General features: G+C 37.0%; 19 protein-coding genes. 12 read left to right on the plus strand and 7 right to left on the minus strand.

All coding sequences use genetic code 11. The annotated features are described in order from the left end of the window. Positions 1-75 precede the first annotated feature (75 nt). Entirely contained in the window at positions 76-657 is a 582-nt protein-coding gene (locus RM549_RS01880) for a DUF4136 domain-containing protein (RefSeq protein ID WP_311680110.1), read from the minus strand. Positions 658-956: 299 nt separating this feature from the next. Between RM549_RS01880 and RM549_RS01885 the strand changes: the two genes are divergently transcribed. From RM549_RS01885 to RM549_RS01895, 3 genes are all read left to right on the plus strand, one after another. Next, positions 957-1,682, plus strand: a complete 726-nt coding sequence (locus tag RM549_RS01885; RefSeq protein WP_311680112.1) for a hypothetical protein — start codon at positions 957-959, stop codon at positions 1,680-1,682. A 75-nt stretch (positions 1,683-1,757) separates the two neighbouring features. Beyond that, entirely contained in the window at positions 1,758-2,003 is a 246-nt protein-coding gene (locus tag RM549_RS01890) for a putative signal transducing protein (protein WP_311680114.1), read from the plus strand. Beyond that, positions 1,996-2,199 carry a hypothetical protein gene (locus RM549_RS01895; RefSeq protein ID WP_311680116.1) on the plus strand — a complete coding sequence of 68 codons (204 nt, stop codon included), beginning with the start codon at positions 1,996-1,998 and terminating at the stop codon, positions 2,197-2,199. The genes RM549_RS01890 and RM549_RS01895 overlap by 8 nt, the downstream gene beginning before the upstream one ends. A 58-nt stretch (positions 2,200-2,257) precedes the next feature. On the opposite strand, the gene RM549_RS01900 is transcribed toward RM549_RS01895, so the two are convergent. The 4 genes from RM549_RS01900 to RM549_RS01915 all read right to left on the minus strand — a co-directional run bounded on the left by RM549_RS01900 (position 2,258) and on the right by RM549_RS01915 (position 6,189). After that, complete coding sequence (locus tag RM549_RS01900) at positions 2,258-3,268, minus strand: 3-oxoacyl-ACP synthase III family protein (RefSeq protein ID WP_311680118.1); 1,011 nt, start codon at positions 3,266-3,268, stop codon at positions 2,258-2,260. A 188-nt stretch (positions 3,269-3,456) separates the two neighbouring features. Then, complete coding sequence (locus RM549_RS01905) at positions 3,457-3,999, minus strand: EF-hand domain-containing protein (RefSeq protein ID WP_311680120.1); 543 nt, start codon at positions 3,997-3,999, stop codon at positions 3,457-3,459. Positions 4,000-4,204: 205 nt separating this feature from the next. Next, positions 4,205-5,512 (minus strand): ABC1 kinase family protein, encoded by a 1,308-nt coding sequence (locus tag RM549_RS01910; protein ID WP_311680122.1) that lies wholly within the window; start codon positions 5,510-5,512, stop codon positions 4,205-4,207. 11 nt (positions 5,513-5,523) lie between these two features. After that, complete coding sequence (locus RM549_RS01915; RefSeq protein WP_311680124.1) at positions 5,524-6,189, minus strand: TetR family transcriptional regulator C-terminal domain-containing protein; 666 nt, start codon at positions 6,187-6,189, stop codon at positions 5,524-5,526. 222 nt (positions 6,190-6,411) lie between these two features. Here RM549_RS01915 and htpG point away from each other — a divergent pair, with 222 nt between their 5' ends. Next, entirely contained in the window at positions 6,412-8,298 is a 1,887-nt protein-coding gene (gene htpG / locus RM549_RS01920; protein ID WP_311680126.1) for a molecular chaperone HtpG, read from the plus strand. Positions 8,299-8,399: 101 nt separating this feature from the next. On the opposite strand, the gene RM549_RS01925 is transcribed toward htpG, so the two are convergent. After that, complete coding sequence (locus RM549_RS01925) at positions 8,400-10,619, minus strand: tetratricopeptide repeat-containing hybrid sensor histidine kinase/response regulator (protein WP_311680128.1); 2,220 nt, start codon at positions 10,617-10,619, stop codon at positions 8,400-8,402. Between the two features lie 150 nt (positions 10,620-10,769). On the opposite strand from RM549_RS01925, the gene RM549_RS01930 reads away from it, so the two are divergent. Together RM549_RS01930 and RM549_RS01935 are read left to right on the plus strand one after the other, a co-directional pair. Next, entirely contained in the window at positions 10,770-11,129 is a 360-nt protein-coding gene (locus tag RM549_RS01930; protein ID WP_311680130.1) for a DoxX family protein, read from the plus strand. 4 nt (positions 11,130-11,133) lie between these two features. Further along, positions 11,134-11,715, plus strand: coding sequence for an alpha-ketoglutarate-dependent dioxygenase AlkB family protein (locus RM549_RS01935; RefSeq protein WP_311680132.1), 582 nt, complete (start codon positions 11,134-11,136; stop codon positions 11,713-11,715). Position 11,716: 1 nt separating this feature from the next. On the opposite strand, the gene RM549_RS01940 is transcribed toward RM549_RS01935, so the two are convergent. Beyond that, positions 11,717-12,499: a S1/P1 nuclease gene (locus RM549_RS01940; protein WP_311680134.1), complete on the minus strand. Its 783-nt coding sequence runs from the start codon at positions 12,497-12,499 to the stop codon at positions 11,717-11,719. Positions 12,500-12,622: 123 nt separating this feature from the next. On the opposite strand from RM549_RS01940, the gene RM549_RS01945 reads away from it, so the two are divergent. The 6 genes from RM549_RS01945 (at position 12,623) to RM549_RS01970 (ending at position 17,618) form a co-directional block, all read left to right on the plus strand. Beyond that, a complete protein-coding gene (locus RM549_RS01945; RefSeq protein ID WP_311680136.1) occupies positions 12,623-13,483 on the plus strand; it encodes an SPFH domain-containing protein in 861 nt (286 codons plus the stop codon). Positions 13,484-13,546: 63 nt separating this feature from the next. Continuing rightward, positions 13,547-14,488: an alpha/beta hydrolase gene (locus RM549_RS01950; RefSeq protein WP_311680138.1), complete on the plus strand. Its 942-nt coding sequence runs from the start codon at positions 13,547-13,549 to the stop codon at positions 14,486-14,488. A 5-nt stretch (positions 14,489-14,493) separates the two neighbouring features. Beyond that, the gene (locus RM549_RS01955; RefSeq protein WP_311680140.1) at positions 14,494-14,661 is read left to right on the plus strand and encodes a type II toxin-antitoxin system antitoxin; all 168 of its coding nucleotides are present in this window, start codon (positions 14,494-14,496) and stop codon (positions 14,659-14,661) included. Between the two features lie 3 nt (positions 14,662-14,664). Then, complete coding sequence (locus tag RM549_RS01960) at positions 14,665-15,483, plus strand: HAD family hydrolase (protein ID WP_311680143.1); 819 nt, start codon at positions 14,665-14,667, stop codon at positions 15,481-15,483. 66 nt (positions 15,484-15,549) lie between these two features. After that, positions 15,550-16,815 carry a DUF819 family protein gene (locus RM549_RS01965; RefSeq protein WP_311680145.1) on the plus strand — a complete coding sequence of 422 codons (1,266 nt, stop codon included), beginning with the start codon at positions 15,550-15,552 and terminating at the stop codon, positions 16,813-16,815. A 53-nt stretch (positions 16,816-16,868) separates the two neighbouring features. Further along, positions 16,869-17,618, plus strand: a complete 750-nt coding sequence (locus RM549_RS01970) for a DUF4369 domain-containing protein (protein ID WP_311680147.1) — start codon at positions 16,869-16,871, stop codon at positions 17,616-17,618. Positions 17,619-17,659 lie beyond the last annotated feature (41 nt).

Below are 17,659 nucleotides of genomic sequence, written 5' to 3' on the forward strand. Positions count from 1 at the left end.
GTTAAACATAAAAAAACCGTGTAAAAGTGATTTTACACGGTTTTTTATTTTGAAATTATTTTCAGTCTTACCCTACTATGGAAAGTCTTTAAAAACTTCATCTATATTTTCCTGAATATCACTTTCCATTCTGCGCGTTCCAATTTCTTCAGAACTATGTGCTCTCCAAAGAATTTCATTAGTTCTTCTATCTATAAAATCAATTACAATAGTTCTTTCGGCATAAGGAAGTTGCGCAGCAGCACTTCCGCTTATTCTCTGGACAGTATAATAGTTTTCATACGTATATGGCTCATAATAAGCACCAATGTAATGTCCCGGCTTGTAATAAGAATAGCTGGTAAAAACAGGATCTGCAGTACCGGCAATGTTTTCATCAAACATAGCATGTACATAAATTAAGACATCAGGCTGACCTTTATCCAGCACATATCCCTCCTCCTGCAAATTCATATTAATTGATTCTATAATATTCTCCTGAATTGCAGCATTGTCCAACTTACGACTTTTGATAGTGTCTTTATTTGGCAAATATGCATAAGAGTCGTAGCTCTTAAGTTTTTTAGCATTATCTTTTGTAGGTCCAGCTCCAGATCCACAGGCTGCAAGTGTTAGCGTTGCCAATAAAATGAGCAGATAAGGTTTAAAATGTTTCATAGTTATTATTTTTCTTTTTACGATTGTTAAAATTAGACCTAATGTGCCTAAAAATAAAGCCTTTCAGGGACTTTTAATTAAGTTTAACAGCAAATGCAATGAAAGAATAAACAATTCTTAATTTCCTATAAACAGGAAAGCAGCATTAGAAAAGAACAAATTAAGCAGGTGGTCAAAAATGTCAATTATCGACCTGCTGTTTTTCCTGAACCTGATTATTAACGTTTGTCCAAAAACTTTATTTGGTATTTTAGAAGTTAAATCCCTAATTTAGTGCTGGATGCTAAAGAAAATGATACATGAAGCTGAACCTCCCACGAACAAATCTCCAAACTCAACTTTTAAAGTCCCGCAATAAGAGAATTTCTGAAGAAAAAATTCTGCAACAGGTTCAGAGTATTTTTAAAACTGCTGAAGAGGAAAAAATTGCTATCCTGGAAACACTGAAGAATGGATCTGCGGCAGATGAAAATAACTTTAATTTTGATTATCTAGAAAGCAACAGGATTTTCCATATTTCAGACATTGAAAAGATATGTATATTTTACAGGTTGCGGTTTTTAAGTACCAAATTCTTTAAAGGGGATATTCCACATGAAGCTTTTATTGAAATAAAACGGCTGGAAGAAAATCATGGTACTTCTTTAAAAGGATTTAAAATACTTGCCCCTTCCAGGCTTTTTAAGCTTAAAAATGCAGATGACCCAGTGTTAATGGCTCCCATGGGAAACGACTATTTTTATCTTGTACATAAATGGGGAAATGATTTGAGCCCCTATAGAAAGCTTCTAATGTGGCCTTTTAGGACAATAGAAAATTTTGCGATTATTCTACTTCTTGGAAGTTTTCTACTCACTTTACTGGTGCCAGATGGGTTGTTCTCCCCCCGACAAACTACTGCCGAATTTTTTATGATCTTCTTTTTTATGATTAAATGGGTGGCAGGTCTTGCTATTTTCTTCGGAATAAAAAAAGGAAAAAATTTTAGCAGCGAAATCTGGAACAGCAAGTATTATAACGCTTAGAACGTTAAACTCTGCATAAAGCCCCTGTTTGCGAGTAGTGATATTCGTATTTTAGATCATAAAACGTATAAAATTATGGATACAGACCAAGGCTATCAACATGTTTATACAGGTTCTGAACCGAACGTTCAATACTTACAGGAACTGTTTGAGAAGGAAGGAATATCTTCCCGAGTAAGGAATGATTTTGATTCCGGATTAAGGGCAGGTTTTGGTGGCGGACTGCGGGGACAAATCCTTTTGTTTGTAGTCAAAGATCATTATGACGAAGCCGTGAAAATAGCCAGAGAAACTTTCCCAAAGGATTTTGAGGATGAATAGCAGTGAGCCGGAAAGACCGGAAAAGAAAAGAAATATCTGGCAGCTGATTTTAGGTATAGCTTTTATAGGATATGGAAGTTACAGGCTTTTTTACCGCTTAAATTCTCCTGAAGAAGATATTCTCGGAATGGTGCTCGCAGTGGGCTTTATCGGCTTTGGGATTTACGACCTGTACAAATATTATAACCGCGCATAATTACTGCTATGACAAGACAGGTTCTGAAGAAAATTCAGAACCTGTATAATTACGTTTTCTACCATTGTATTACTGCACTTGCCCAGGTAAAACCACTACCAAAGGCAGCAAGCACCACTACATCTCCCTCTTTCACCTTTCCTTCTTCCCAGGCTTCAGTTAAAGCAATAGGAATTGAAGCCGCTGTTGTATTTCCGTATTTTTGAATATTGTTAAATACCTGATCATCATTTAGTTGAAACTTCTGCTGAATAAATTGTGAAATCCGGAGGTTTGCCTGGTGCGGGATGAGCATATCAATATCTTTTACTTCCAGACCGTTTGCTGAAAGCCCTTCCATAATTACTTCAGAAAAACGTACGACTGCATTTTTAAAGACAAATTGCCCGTTCATATACGGATAATATGGAATATCATCCCCCTGCGGATTTTCAGCAATAATCTCCGGCACCCAATGATTTGTACTGGGACCACGCAAAGAAAGCTCCAGTGCATGTTTTCCTTCAGAATGTAAATGAGTGGATAAAATGCCCTGGCTGTTATGATCACTTCTGGTAAGAACTGCTGCTCCTGCCCCATCTCCAAAAATGACTGAAACCGAACGCCCACGTGTTGTCATATCCAATCCACCACTATGATTTTCACTTCCAATAACCAGTACGTTTTTGTACATACCCGTTTTAATAAACTGATCTGCAACTGATAAGGCATAAATAAAACCACTGCACTGATTTCGAACATCCAAAGCAGGACAGGTTTTTATATCAAGCATTTCCTGTACCTGTACGCCGCAGCCAGGAAAATAGTAATCTGGACTTAAAGTTGCAAAAACAATAAGATCAATATCATCTTTTGAAATTTTTGCTCTTTCTAAAGCAATTTTAGCCGCTTTTACCCCCATAATCGCGGTAGAATTGCCATCTCCTTTTTTAATGTGTCGCCGCTCCTTTATTCCTGTTCTCTCCTGGATCCATTCATCATTGGTTTCCATGATCTTTGCAAGATCATCATTAGTAACAACATTTTCCGGAACATAACTTCCTAAACCCGCAATTTTGGATTGATACATATTCTATTTTTTTGAATTTTCTTTACTATTCCACTTCAATTTAAGCAATTCAGCAAAAATGAAGGCCGCAATATAGTAAACATTAACTTTTCCTGAAATGTCCATTTAAAGTTTCGGTGTAATGCTTTATAGCCTTTAAAAAGAAAAAGCCCGCTAATGCAGGCTTTTCTGAAAAAATTTTAAGTGGATTACATATCTCCCATAGTGTTGTAATATGAACCATAGGTATCAAATTCATTTTGGTCTAAAGAACCGTCACGATTACGATCCATGTTCCTGTAAACTCCCTCATTTATTTCATCCTGATCTACATTACCATCCATATTAGAGTCATAACTACTGTAAAAGTCGGAATCCCCTAAGCTATCCTGGAATTCTTCACTGCTCATGTTACCATCACGATTTGTGTCGTAGTCGTTAAAGCTCCTGGAATCTGCATAATCGCCATACATATTATCATAACCCATATTCCACTCCTCTTCAGAAAGCTCATCATCCCTATTTTGGTCTACGTTCCTAAAGGTGTTGTCGTAAAATTCACGTTCATCTACGTTTGCATCATTATTTTGATCCCAACTGGAGTAAGTATTCCCATACTGAGTATTAAATTCCTCCTGATCGATAGTTCCATCCACGTTACCATCATAATCATTATACCCCATGTCCTGCCCAATAGCTAGCGAGCATAAAAATAAAAAAGCACTAAATATGCTCAAAGTTTTCGTTTTCATAATATATTTTTTAATGGTTAATATTGATCCCAAAATAAATAATTAACTACCTGTTTTAAAGATATTTACCATTATTTAACAAGAGGATCTCTCTTTTTTACAACTATAATAACATATTGATAAAACCAGGAAAGTGAGAAAAACAGAAAAGCGCAATTCTCAAGAAGAGAAAGCGCTTTTCACAACCTAACCAATAAATCAACTATTACAGATACTTCTTGTACCTGTTCACGTTTACCTTCGCTTCCAGATCGTGAAGCAAGTTATAAAGACCAAAGAAAGTCCTGCTCATATATAGAAAATGGCGGCTCCCTCTGTTACCATTCATTTTGCGAAGCTCAGGATCTTTAGAGTATCTCTCACTAAGGGCCGTAAGGTGCTTCCAGAAAGCTTCATCTGTAAAATCAAATTCTTCAGACTGATATGGCGTAGAAAACATATTGAACATCTCGTAGAACATTTCAGAAAAGAAAGCAACTTCCTTTGCATTGTCAGCTTCGGTAATAATTTCCAGCTTTCGCAATTGCTCGTTAAAATATTCAGGATTATCTAAATTATTTCTTTCAGTTAAAGAAAAATAGGGCTCATAGAAATCAGCCGGAATTTTTTTAATACAGCCAAAATCTATTGCTATTAAATTATCTTCTTTATCTACAAGAAAATTACCGGGATGTGGATCTGCATGTACTTCCTTTAAACCGTGAATCTGGAACATATAAAAATCCCAGAGTGCCTGTCCAATTTTATTGGCTTTTTCCGGATCTTTATTCTGTTTGGCAAAATCACTAAGATGTTTGCCTTCCATCCAGTCCATAGTAATAATCCTCTCGCTGGATAATTCTTTATAATACTTCGGAAACCTAAGATTTGGAATATGAGCACAAGCTTCAGAAATATGGATGCTCTGCTCTACCTCTAAAATATAATTCGTTTCCTCGAGCAGTTTCCCTTCTACTTCTTTAAAATATTTTTCTGAATCTTTCGCCTGAAGGTTAAACATTTTCAACGCAATAGGTTTTACCATCGCCAGATCTGAACTGATACTGTCTGCAACCCCGGGGTATTGGATTTTCACAGCAAGTTTTTTCCCATCTTTAGTAGCCTGGTGCACCTGTCCGATGCTGGCCGCATTTACAGATTGGGTTGCAAACGTATCATATAAGTCTTCCGGAAAAGTTCCGTGGTATTTTTTAAAAGTTTTTCGAACTAAAGGCGCCGATAATGGAGGAACACTAAATTGTGCAAGACTGAATTTCTCCACATATGCACTGGGCAATAAATTCTTCTCCATAGAAAGCATTTGTGCCACTTTAAGTGCGCTTCCTTTCAGGCTTTTAAGTCCGTCGTAAATATCACTGGCATTGCTTTCGTCCAGCTCATCCCGTGTCAACTCATTGTTAAAAGCCTTTTTACTATAATATTTTATATAATTCCCACCTATTTTCACACCGGTTCGTACCATTTTGGAGCTACGACCTAATTTGCCTGTGGGTATTTTGTCTATTGTTTTCATTTATTGAGGGCTTATGCCATTTTTTCTTTCCATAGAAATTTGCCGAAATCGACTATTCGATCCAAAGGTGTACTGTCAAAAACGTCAAATATCGTATTTACAGATTTTTCTATGGCCACATCTGTACTTTCAAATCCCTGGGAATTATCATCTTTCCAGAATTTTAAGAGGAACAGGAATTGAATCCAGGCGCCTTCTGAAAACACAGTCTCAGATTGCCTGATAATTTTTAGAGACTTTTCTTCGTTATCCTGTCTTACCAGGTTTGCAGCAAAAGATTTTATTCTTTTCCGAAGACCTTTTAACTGCTCCAGATTCTTAAGCGGCATATCACCCTTATTTAGAGTAAATAGTACATAACTTCTATTAGCCGTCAGGATTTCAAAAAAAGTGTAGAAAAACGTAAGCATCTTTTCCCTGTTGGAGAAAGATTCATATTCGGGACTTTTTCCTATTACATTCAGAGCATGATCATAAAAACGCTTCCAGATTCCTTTTTCAAGTCCTTCAAAGCTTCCAAAAAACTCGTAGAATTCCTGCTCTTTAATATTATTCTCCTTACAGAATTTATATACAGTTCCCGGAGCCTTCTCTTCCTCCAGAACATAATTCATATATAAACTTATAAGACGATCCTCATCAAGTTTTTTCTTAGTGGTACCTGTTTTAGCTGTCATTGCAATTAATTTTTCTTGTTCAAATATAATTACTTGTTCAACAATTAGATGTAAATGTTAAACAAAATGTTTGTTAAATATTTCCTTTTCCATAGTATTCTATAACTTGGACGCCGAAACTGGCAAAACCTTACATCTTCCTATGTCAGTTTGTCAGCAGCAGTTCAATGGTACTTTTTTTGACCTTATGAAGGCGAATGATTAACAAATAAAAAATTATATATGGCAACCGGAAATATTAATGTGTCTGTAGAGAACATTTTTCCTCTCATTAAAAAGTTCTTATACAGTGATCATGAGATCTTCCTGAGGGAATTGATTTCTAATGCAACTGATGCTACCCTTAAACTGAAACATCTTACCAGTATAGGTGAAGTGTCTGTAGAATACGGAAATCCCGTTATAGAAGTTAAAGTTGATAAAGAAGGTAAAAAACTTCATGTTATCGACCAGGGAATTGGGATGACCAAAGAGGAAGTTGAGAAGTACATTAATGAAGTAGCTTTTTCAGGAGCCGAAGAATTCCTGGAAAAATATAAAGACTCTGCTAAAGACAGCGGAATTATAGGCCATTTTGGTCTTGGTTTTTATTCTGCATTTATGGTGGCTCATAAGGTAGAAATTTTTACAAAATCTTATAAAGAGGAGCCTGCTGCTCACTGGACTTGTGAAGGAACTACAAAGTTTACTTTGGAAGAAGGAGATAAGCAGGAGCGTGGCACAGAAATTATCCTTCATATAAATGAAGATGATGAAGAATTTCTGGAAGAAAACAGAATCCAGGAGTTATTGGTGAAGTATAACAAGTTTATGCCAATCCCAATAAAATTTGGAACTACCGAAGAAACTCTTCCATTACCTGAAGATGCTCCGGAAGACGCCGAGCCGGAAACAAAAACTGTAGATAACATCATCAATAATCCAGAGCCGGCGTGGACAAAGCAGCCAACCGAGCTTGAAGAAGAGGATTACAATAAATTCTACCGCGAATTGTATCCCATGCAGTTCGAGGAGCCGTTATTCCACATCCACTTAAATGTTGATTATCCTTTTAATCTTACCGGAATTTTATATTTCCCAAAGATGAGCCAGGATATGAACATCCAGAAAGATAAAATTCAGCTTTATCAAAACCAGGTTTATGTTACAGATAATGTTGAAGGAATTGTACCGGAATTTTTGACGATGTTACGCGGAGTAATAGATTCTCCTGATATTCCTTTAAACGTTTCCCGTTCTTACCTTCAGGCAGATTCTTCAGTTAAGAAAATCTCCAGCTATATAACCCGTAAGGTTGCAGATAAATTGAAATCGCTTTTCAACAATAATCGTGAAGATTTCGAAAAGAAATGGAACGACATTAAAATTGTTATTGAATACGGAATGCTTTCCGAAGATAAATTCTTTGACAAAGCTCAAAATTTTGCACTTTATCCTACGGTAGATAATACGTATTATACGTTTGAAGAGCTTGAAGAAAAGATAAAAGAAAACCAAACCGATAAGGACGGAAATATGGTGATTCTTTATGCCTCTAACCAGGATGAGCAACACAGCTACATCCAGGCAGCCAAAGATAAAGGTTACCAGGTGCTACTTTTAGATTCACCAATTATTTCTCACTTGCTGCAAAAACTAGAGTCTTCTAAAGAAAAACTTTCTTTTGTAAGGGTAGATTCTGATCATGTAAACAACCTCATCAAAAAAGAAGATGAAAATATCTCCAAACTTTCTGATGAAGAAAAGGAGAAGCTGAAAGCAGATTTTGAAAAAGTTGTTCCAAAGGAAAAATACACCGTGCAATTGGAAGCCATGGACAGTGATGCTGCGCCTCTTATTATTACTCAGCCTGAGTTTATGCGCCGTATGAAGGAGATGCAACAAACCGGCGGCGGTGGTATGTTTGGAATGGGCAATATGCCGGAAATGTATAATCTGGTTGTAAATACCAATCACGATTTAATTTCTGAAATCCTGAACACAAAAACTGAGAAAAAACAGGAACGTCTTATTAAGCAATCACTGGATTTGGCCAGATTATCACAGAACTTACTTAAAGGAGAAGAGCTAACCGCCTTTATTAAGCGTAGCTTTGATATGGTAAAGTAAGCAAGCAATATTTAAATTTAAAAACCGCTTTACTGCAATTCAGTGAAGCGGTTTTTTTATTCCTGAAACCCGGAAAATCATTTAATACTGAAAAAAAGGAACTAAACTTCTGTCGCTATTTTCCTGCCGGAAAGATTTCTGTATATAATCTGATAAAATTGCTGAACATCATATGGTTTGACAATAATATCATCCATACCTGCATTATAAATTTTCTGCCGCATTTCTTCTACTTCTACAGCTGTCAATGCAACAATTGGAACAAGAGAATTAAATTGTCTAATTTCTTTTGTAGCTTCTAATCCCCCCATACCAGGCATATTAAGATCCATAAGAACGAGACTATAATTCTTATTCCTCAATTTTTTAATAGCCTCCTCTCCGTCACCAGCAACCTCACATATAAATTTTTTCTTCTCAAGAATCCTGCTGGTCACTACCTGATTAATCCTGTTATCATCAACAATAAGAATTTTTTGAGAAATTAAAGTATCTGCTTTTCTTTCCTCATCCTCTACAACAGGAACGTTTTCTTCTTTTTTGGAATTATCCTTTTGGAATCCAATAGTGAAATGGAAAGTAGAACCTTTCCCTTCCTCACTTTCAAGGTGAATCTCGGAGTCAAATAGTTGCAATAATTTTTTAACAATAGGAAGACCAAGTCCCGTACCCTGATAATTGTAATTTGTAGAGTTTAACTGTGAAAACTCTTCAAAAATATGCTTTTGCTTATTCTCCGGAATGCCAATTCCATTATCTCTTATTTCGAAATTAATTAAATAAGTATCTTCTTCTGTCTTCTCTTTAAATTCTGCTATAAGATGAATATCCCCTCTTTCAGTAAACTTCACGGCATTCCCAACAAGATTCATCAGGATCTGCGAGAGCCGCACAGGATCGCCCATTAAATAGGATGGAATATCCTTATCAATCTGCATTTGAATATTATTATTGTTCTGGATACGCGCAAATTCAAAAGTATTTAAAATACTGGTCATTAAATCTTTAAGATGAAACGAAACATTCTCGAGCTTTACCAGATTTGATTCCATTTTGTTCATCTGCAAAACATCATTAATTAGCGCCAGAAGGTAATCTGCAGAAAATTTTAAGGACTTTAGGTCGCTTTGATGCCTTTTTAAACTATCATCCTCAAGTAAGAGTGAAGTTAATCCCACAACTCCGTACAGCGGAGTTCTAATCTCATGGCTAACTGTAGAGAAAAACTGTGTTTTTAACCTCGAAAGATTTTCAGCTTGATTCTTAGATTCCTGGAGTTCACTATTCTTGGTTTTCAACTCCTCAATTAGTGCGGTTCTATCCCGATTAATCTTATTCAGCACGAACAGAATGATTACCAGAACAATGGATGATACAATCATTATAAATATCTTCTCATCAGACTTTTCAATAATTTCCGCCTGAAACTCCTGCTCTCTTTTTGCTAATTTAAGATTATTTTGATATTCGTTATTATCAAATTTTGCGTTAGCTATATTAATTTGCCTTAAACGTTCTTGTTCAAAAATTTTGGAATTATAATCTTCATACATTTGTAATGCCAGATAGGCCTCTTCATATTTTTCTAATTTGAAAAGCAACTTAGAATATTCTTCATAGGCCAGCGCTGCCTCCAGTAAGTATAAATCTTTTTCGGCTATAGAAATAGCATTTTCAAAATATGGTTCTGCCTTTTCCAGCTGACCCTGACCTACAAAATATCGTCCGGTGAGGTAATTAATTTGTGATAGCAAGTAATTGTCTTCTTCGTGAGAATCTTTCACCAGATCCCAAACTTCCCGAAGGTAAGGCCCAGCTTTGTCATATTTTTCATTGTCAATATACGTCCAGGCGATATTATTTGTGGGATAAAGAATTTCCCTCTCGATTCCCATTTTTCTTGCAATGGCAATTGCTTCGTTATAATAATCTATTCCTATTTGAATTGTTTCTTCATCTTCAGAATAAATATTTCCCAGGTTGTTATTTGCCCAAAGTACAAGAGTATCATTTTTAGATTCCCAGGCATGGTAAAGCGCCTCCTCGTAGTTCCTCTTGGCGCGCAGCGTATCTTTTAAATCTGTATAGCTTCCACCCAGGATATTATAGGCATGGTAAAGATAGTGGTTATTATCCCTTAGCTTAGCTTCCTGGATTAAATTTCTTGCCTCGGTTATCGCATCGTAATAATTGTAATCGTATGAGTAAGTTGCAGATACATCGTACAGGGAATCAAGATAAGGATCCGTATATGGATTCTGCTGGGCAAAAGCCTGTATGGAAGTTAGAAAAAGAATAAGCCTGTAGTAGCTTTTTGTCAATTCTTTACTGGTTAAGTTACGATAATAGGGGCATGAAAAGTACTGCATTTCAACGACCTACACAAGTTTTTTTAATTACGAGAGTCAGCATAAATTTTAGCTAAACTGGAGAAGGAAGATTTTTCCGCTATATTTACATTAAAAATAATTATGCACCTACCCTGGCATCTATACTTCATGGCTGGAATCTACATATTTGCTGGTCTATTTCATTTTATCAGGCCTAAAATATATATGCGTATAATGCCCCGGTATTTACCTGCACATAAGGCGCTGGTATATATAAGTGGTGTCGCAGAAATTCTATTAGGTTTAGCACTTTTTTTTGAAGAAACAAGAGGCATAGGCGTTTATGGCATTATTCTAATGCTTATTGTCTTTCTCCTCGTTCATTTTTATATGTTATCTTCAGAAAAAGCCGCTGCCGGAATTCCGAAATGGATCCTGATCCTTAGGATACCGCTTCAGTTTTTTCTAATGTGGTGGGCCTGGCAATATCTTCAATATTAATAAAATGAAACCCGAAATTATTGATCTTCCTAATGCCAAACTACTTTATTTTCCACAATTTTTCTCTGAAGCCGAAGCGGATACATATTTGAAAAAGTTACTTATAAATATTGAATGGAGGCAGGACAAAATCAAAATGTTTGGCAAAGAAATTCTTCAGCCAAGACTCACAGCTCTTTTTGCAAATAATGATAAAACCTACACCTACTCTGGATTAACAATGAAGCCTGAACGTTTTTCCGAAGAAATACTCCAAATAAAGACTGCTGTAGAAGAAGTTTCTGATGTGCATTTTACCACCTGTCTAGTAAATCAATATCGTAACGGACAAGATAGTATGGGCTGGCATGCCGACGATGAAAAAGAACTTGGACTTAATCCTGAAATTGCCTCAGTAAGTTTTGGAGCTGAAAGAAATTTTCATTTTAAACATAAAACTAAAAATGAAAAATTCAAGCTTATCCTTAAACATGGAAGTTTACTCATTATGAAAGGCAGTACCCAGCACTTCTGGAAACATCAACTCCCAAAGACAAAAAAAGAAACCGGAAAAAGGATAAACCTTACGTTTAGAAGGATAGAATAAATTATTTAAAAATCTCATTTAGCACCTTCGCAAGACGAAGACCGCCTTTTTGCAACTGCTCCAGCACCATAGGGAATCTTTCGTACATATATTCGTAACCAAGTTTTTCACCCGTGTCTACAGAAGCGTATAATTCATTTGCAGTATCCCTGGATTCATACATCCAGTCCAGGACATTACCGGCTATTATTTGTTCCTCCTGTTGTTTTGAAAGCTCCCTGGTGTTTTCTGCAAGTTCAGTATAACTCATCTGGAAAGAGTTGATCATTCCGCTGTCCCACACACGGTGAATGTTAGAACCATCGCCAAACCACCTTACCTGGATGTCGTTTCCACCTTTATCCTCACTCCTGCCGGCGTGGAAAGGCTGATGAAGATCCCCCATAAAATGAACCAGCATTTTCAGATAAAATTCCTTGTCTTCCTTAGAAGCACGATTATCCTTTAAAACCTCAACACATTTCTCAATAGCCTGCACAAGGTCACCTTTTGGATTTGCTTCTTCACGATTGTAAACCTCCTCTTCAGGATCAATATTTACATAATGCCACGGCCCATATTGTTTGAATTCCGGATCGCTTTTAATATCATCTGCATAATTTGCCACAAAAGCAAGACTTCTTCCTTTTAATATTTTATCTATAGCTTTTTGCGCCTTTTTCGAAAGATGGGATTCAGCAATTTCAGCAGTGGCACGATGACCGGTTTTTCCCCAGTCTCCGGTATTAGCAAAAGAAAACTGTAAGACAAACAAAATAAAGAAAAGCATAAGGTACGATTTCATAGCAGGCAATTTTTTGCGCAAATATAAACAAGCTACACAAATTGTATGTTAAAAATAATTTCGGTTCAATTTTATTTCAATATATTTATGATATCAATTTAATATCAATTAACAATTATAATCATGACTCAGGAAAAAGATTTAAATCCGTCAAATGGATATGTAATGCTTTTTATTTTTCTTATCCTCTTCATTGGAAGTATTATAGGCTTCGCAATGCTTAAAAACGCCTGGTTCGTTTTATTCTTTTTCGTCTCGTTAGTTATTTTGCCGGGATTGATCCTGGTAAATCCTAATGAGTCAAGGGTTTTATTACTCTTTGGTGATTACAAAGGTACTGTGAAGAAAAACGGTCTCTTTTGGGTTAATCCTTTTTACACCAAAAAGAAAATCTCCTTAAGGGCAAGGAATTTTGACAGTGAGCGGCTTAAGGTAAATGATAAATTAGGAAACCCGGTAATGATAAGCACCATTCTCGTTTGGCGTGTAATGGACACCTACAAAGCTTCCTTTGATGTCAATAACTTTGAAAATTTTGTGGTGGTACAAACAGATGCGGCAGTACGAAAATTGGCAAGTTTATATCCTTATGATAACTTTGCAGATGAAGGTCTGGATGAAGATATCACCCTTCGCTCCAGTGTAAATGAAGTTAGTGAAGCGCTGGAAAAAGAACTGGAAGAACGGTTATTTATTGCAGGAATTGAAGTGCTGGAAGCCAGAATAGGTTATCTCGCTTACGCCAACGAAATTGCCAGCGCAATGTTAAAGCGACAGCAGGCAACGGCTATTGTTGCAGCCCGACACAAGATTGTAGAAGGCGCAGTAGGTATGGTAGAGATGGCTTTAAATGAACTAAGCAGGAAAGAAATTGTAAATCTTGATGATGAACGGCGGGCTGCAATGGTAAGTAATCTTATGGTAATTCTTTGTGGTGATAAAGATGCTACTCCTGTAGTAAATGCAGGAACTTTAAACCATTAATTCAAAACGAATAAAGAAACCTGAAACAGCGGAAATTCTAATTAGTACCAGAAATTAAAGCATATGCTTAAAACGACAATTATTGGCCTATATCTGGTCTTTATGATCCAGCCTATTTTTTCCCAGGAAACTTTTACCGAAGAAGAATTGACGATCAATAAATTTGTTAATGGTACGCTCACAACCCCTTTGGAAGACAATGCTTTTTCGCTGGTTATTTTAATCCCGGGATCAGGCCCTACTGACAGGAATAGTAACCAGCCGATGATGAAAAACGATGCTTTTAAGAAAATGGCTCATCGTTTGGCTGAAGAAGGAATTTCCAGCTTTCGGTACGACAAAAGGATTATAAATATGAATCAGTTGGGGATACAGGAAAAGGATATCCGCTTTACCCATTTTGTTGAAGATGCCAATGCCGTCCTGGATTACTTCAGCAAAAACAAAGGTTATAAAAGAATTATTGTAGCCGGGCACAGCCAGGGTTCTTTAGTGGGAATACTCGCTGCAAAAGACAAGGCAGATGCTTTTATCTCCCTTGCTGGCGCAGGAAGAAGTATTGATAAAATCATTACGGAACAAATTGCAAACCAATTACCAGATCTTAGAGAGAACACCAGAGTTGCTTTGGATGAAATAAAGCAAAAAGGAAGCACCACAAACTATCATCCATTTTTGGAATCCATGTTTCGACCAAACGTACAGGCGTTTTTGGCTTCCTGGATACAATTTGATCCTGCTCTGGAAATTGTAAAACTGGATATGCCTGTTTTAATTATTAACGGTACTTCAGATATCCAGATAAAAACAAAAGAATCCGAATTGCTAAAGGAAGCAAGACCAGACTCAGAAATGGCAATTATCGACAATATGAATCACGTATTTAGGGAAATCCAGGGAAACGACCAGCTGGCAAATTCAAAGTCTTATAATGAACCCAACCGGCCGCTGCACCCTAAGCTGATTCCCATAATGACAGATTTTATACGGAATCTGGAAAAATAATAAAAATGAGTAATAAAAAAGCATTTGCATTGAGAGTGGATGAGGAGATGCTAAAAGCCATTGAAAAATGGGCTTCTGACGAGTTTAGGAGCACCAATGGGCAGATTGAGTGGATGCTGAATAAATCTTTAAAGGAAGCTAAAAGACACCCTAAAAATAAAACCCAAAAATAAAAAATGGCTTACAAAATTGTATTTTCAGACATAGACGGAACTTTGTTAAATAACGAAAGAATCCTGTCAAACCACACGATAAAAATTGTAAAACATATAAGTGAAAAGCTCCCGTTCGTCCTTATTTCAGCGAGAATGCCTGCGGCTATGCGGCACCTTCAGGATGATCTTGGAATTAAACATTATCCAATCATTGCCTATAACGGCGGACTTGTTTTAGTGGATGATAAAGCTATAAGCTCCACTACTATTCCGCTAAATATTGTCGAAGATCTGCACAAATTTAATGCGGAAATGGACTGCCATTTCAGCCTTTATCACAATGACGAGTGGTATGTTCCCCGGGAAGATAAATGGTCTGCCCGCGAAGAAACCAATACCAAAATTTCTCCGCAAATAAAATCCAATGCAGATGTAATTGCAAAATGGAAAATAGAAGATAAAGGTGCCCATAAAATTATGGCTATGGGAACAGAAGAACATATTGATAAAATCAGGGATTTCCTTTCAGCTAAGTATGGAGATAAGCTCCACCTGTACAGGTCAAAATCAACGTATCTGGAAATAGCCAATAAGGAAATTTCCAAGTTTTCGGCGATTCAATTTTTACTGAAGGAGCATTACGGGTGCGATGCTAAAGACTGTGTTGCATTTGGTGATAATTATAATGATGTGGAGATGGTCAGGGGTGTAGGTACGGGAATAGCCGTTGCAAATGCAAGACAGGAAGTGCTAGATGTAGCAAAAGTAGTAACCCACGCAGGAACTGAGGACGGAGTAGCTAAAAGCCTCATTGAGCTTTTTGAACTAAAGGATGTATAAGTACCTAAAATCTTTAAAAAACCACGGTTTAAATTGTAATTTGCCGCAGTAACCATAATTATTTAAATGGAAGAATTACCGGTCTTTACCAATGATGCTGTTGTCTTTGGATTATTGATGATAGCCCTGGGCTTTGTTTTCTACACCTCATCCCAAAAAGAAGGTTTCTGGAAGAGGTTTTACGCTATAGTTCCGGCACTGCTTATGTGTTACCTGATTCCTGCCATATTTAATTCGCTGGGATTAATAGATGATTCTACCTCAAACCTCTATTTCGTTTCCAGCCGATTTTTATTACCGGCAGCGCTGGTATTAATGACGTTAAGCATAGATTTAAAAGCCGTATTTAACCTTGGCCCTAAAGCCCTCATTATGTTCTTTGCCGGCACGATTGGGATAATAGTCGGAGGCCCACTCGCCATACTTTTATTTTCTGTAATATCGCCCGAAAGTATTGGGGGTGCTGGTCCCGATGCTATCTGGCGCGGACTTTCAACAATTGCCGGGAGCTGGATAGGAGGCGGCGCCAACCAGGCGGCAATGCTGGAAATTTACGAATATAATCCCGACCTCTACGGCGGGATGGTACTGGTAGATATTGTGGTTGCGAACCTCTGGATGGCAATTGTCCTAATGGGAATTGGAAAAAATGAAAAAATCGATAAATGGTTAAAAGCGGATAATTCCGCCATTGAAGAGCTAAAAAACAGAGTCTCTAATTATGCGGCAAGCGTCACACGCAATCCATCTCTGGCAGATTTGATGGTCATGCTCTCCCTGGCTTTTGGTGCTGTAGGGCTTGCTCATTGGGGTGCCGACGGAATTTCAGCGTTTCTTTCTGCTAATTTCGAAGTTTTTAGCGATAGTAAAAGTGCCCTTTCCTCATTCTCTTCTACCTTTTTCTGGATGATTACCATTGCTACCGCCATTGGAATTATTTTATCCTTCACCAAATTCAAATCTTATGAGGGAGCCGGTGCCAGTAAACTTGGAAGCGTCTTTATTTACATTCTCGTTGCGACTATCGGGATGAAAATGGACCTGGGTAGTGTTTTCGATAATCCCGCATTAATTGGAATAGGTTTGGTCTGGATCACCATTCATGTAATAATCCTGGTGGTCACCGCAAAATTAATTAAGGCACCTTACTTCTTCCTGGCAGTAGGAAGCCAGGCAAATGTTGGCGGTGCAGCATCTGCTCCTGTTGTTGCTGCGGCCTTTCATCCTTCCCTCGCCACAGTTGGCGTGCTCCTTGCTGTATTTGGCTATGTAGTTGGGACCTACGGTGCGATATTGTGTACAATTTTAATGCAAATGGCATCCACAGGTTAGCATAAACAGGAAATTTATATGATATTTGCGCTCCAAAATTTATTGTGATTAAAATGAAAAATTTAGGTCTTCTTTTACTATTTGTTTTTTGTATCACTGCATGTTCTGAAAAGGAAAGCAATCTAACGGTAAGTGGTAGAATTGATGGGCTCAAAAAAGGTACAGTTTATCTTCAGAAAATAGAAGATACCGTTATGGTAAACCTCGACTCTGTAGTGATTCAGGGTGATCCTCAGTTTGTACTGGAAACTTATATCGAGAGTCCGCAAATAATGTATCTGTATCTGGATAAAATAGATAATTCTGAATATGATGACAGGCTTGATTTTTTTGCTGATGCAGGAGAAATAACCATTAACACAAAATTGGAGAAGTTCGAAACTGAGGCAAAAATTGTCGGTTCAAAAAATCAGGAAAAATTGGTAGAATATCGCAAAATAATGAAGCGTTTTAACAATAGTAACCTGGATTTAATTAAAGCCAGTTTTGAAGCACAGCAGGCTCAGGATGAAGATAAGTTGATGCAAATAGATCAGGAATATGATCAACTCCTGAAAAGAAAATATCTCTATACAGTAAATTTCGCTATTAATAATAAAGATCTGGAAATCGCTCCATACCTTGCCTTATCTGAAGTTTTTGATGCCAATATTAAATATCTTGACACGATCTACAACTCTCTGAACAAAGACGTGCAAAAGTCTAAATACGGAAAGGATTTAAAGAAATTCCTTAAGGAAAGGAGACAGGAAGAAGAGCTTCAGGAAGAGATTGAAGAAGAATACGCAGAAGAAAACTCCTGATTTTATTTCCATTACAACAATTCCTTTTTAAAGTATTAGTA

This window comes from Autumnicola patrickiae (genome assembly GCF_031846525.1).
Taxonomy (GTDB): domain Bacteria; phylum Bacteroidota; class Bacteroidia; order Flavobacteriales; family Flavobacteriaceae; genus Autumnicola; species Autumnicola patrickiae.

Coding starts and splice junctions, on each gene's coding strand:
- RM549_RS01960 (WP_311680143.1), top strand. CDS start 14,665: ATGGCTTACAAAATTGTATTTTCAGACATAGACGGAACTTTGTTAAAT.
- RM549_RS01880 (WP_311680110.1), bottom strand. CDS start 657: ATGAAACATTTTAAACCTTATCTGCTCATTTTATTGGCAACGCTAACA.
- RM549_RS01965 (WP_311680145.1), top strand. CDS start 15,550: ATGGAAGAATTACCGGTCTTTACCAATGATGCTGTTGTCTTTGGATTA.
- RM549_RS01900 (WP_311680118.1), bottom strand. CDS start 3,268: ATGTATCAATCCAAAATTGCGGGTTTAGGAAGTTATGTTCCGGAAAAT.
- RM549_RS01935 (WP_311680132.1), top strand. CDS start 11,134: ATGAAACCCGAAATTATTGATCTTCCTAATGCCAAACTACTTTATTTT.
- RM549_RS01950 (WP_311680138.1), top strand. CDS start 13,547: ATGCTTAAAACGACAATTATTGGCCTATATCTGGTCTTTATGATCCAG.
- RM549_RS01970 (WP_311680147.1), top strand. CDS start 16,869: ATGAAAAATTTAGGTCTTCTTTTACTATTTGTTTTTTGTATCACTGCA.
- RM549_RS01955 (WP_311680140.1), top strand. CDS start 14,494: ATGAGTAATAAAAAAGCATTTGCATTGAGAGTGGATGAGGAGATGCTA.
- RM549_RS01915 (WP_311680124.1), bottom strand. CDS start 6,189: ATGACAGCTAAAACAGGTACCACTAAGAAAAAACTTGATGAGGATCGT.
- RM549_RS01885 (WP_311680112.1), top strand. CDS start 957: ATGAAGCTGAACCTCCCACGAACAAATCTCCAAACTCAACTTTTAAAG.
- RM549_RS01910 (WP_311680122.1), bottom strand. CDS start 5,512: ATGAAAACAATAGACAAAATACCCACAGGCAAATTAGGTCGTAGCTCC.
- RM549_RS01930 (WP_311680130.1), top strand. CDS start 10,770: ATGCACCTACCCTGGCATCTATACTTCATGGCTGGAATCTACATATTT.
- htpG (WP_311680126.1), top strand. CDS start 6,412: ATGGCAACCGGAAATATTAATGTGTCTGTAGAGAACATTTTTCCTCTC.
- RM549_RS01895 (WP_311680116.1), top strand. CDS start 1,996: ATGAATAGCAGTGAGCCGGAAAGACCGGAAAAGAAAAGAAATATCTGG.
- RM549_RS01905 (WP_311680120.1), bottom strand. CDS start 3,999: ATGAAAACGAAAACTTTGAGCATATTTAGTGCTTTTTTATTTTTATGC.
- RM549_RS01890 (WP_311680114.1), top strand. CDS start 1,758: ATGGATACAGACCAAGGCTATCAACATGTTTATACAGGTTCTGAACCG.
- RM549_RS01945 (WP_311680136.1), top strand. CDS start 12,623: ATGACTCAGGAAAAAGATTTAAATCCGTCAAATGGATATGTAATGCTT.
- RM549_RS01940 (WP_311680134.1), bottom strand. CDS start 12,499: ATGAAATCGTACCTTATGCTTTTCTTTATTTTGTTTGTCTTACAGTTT.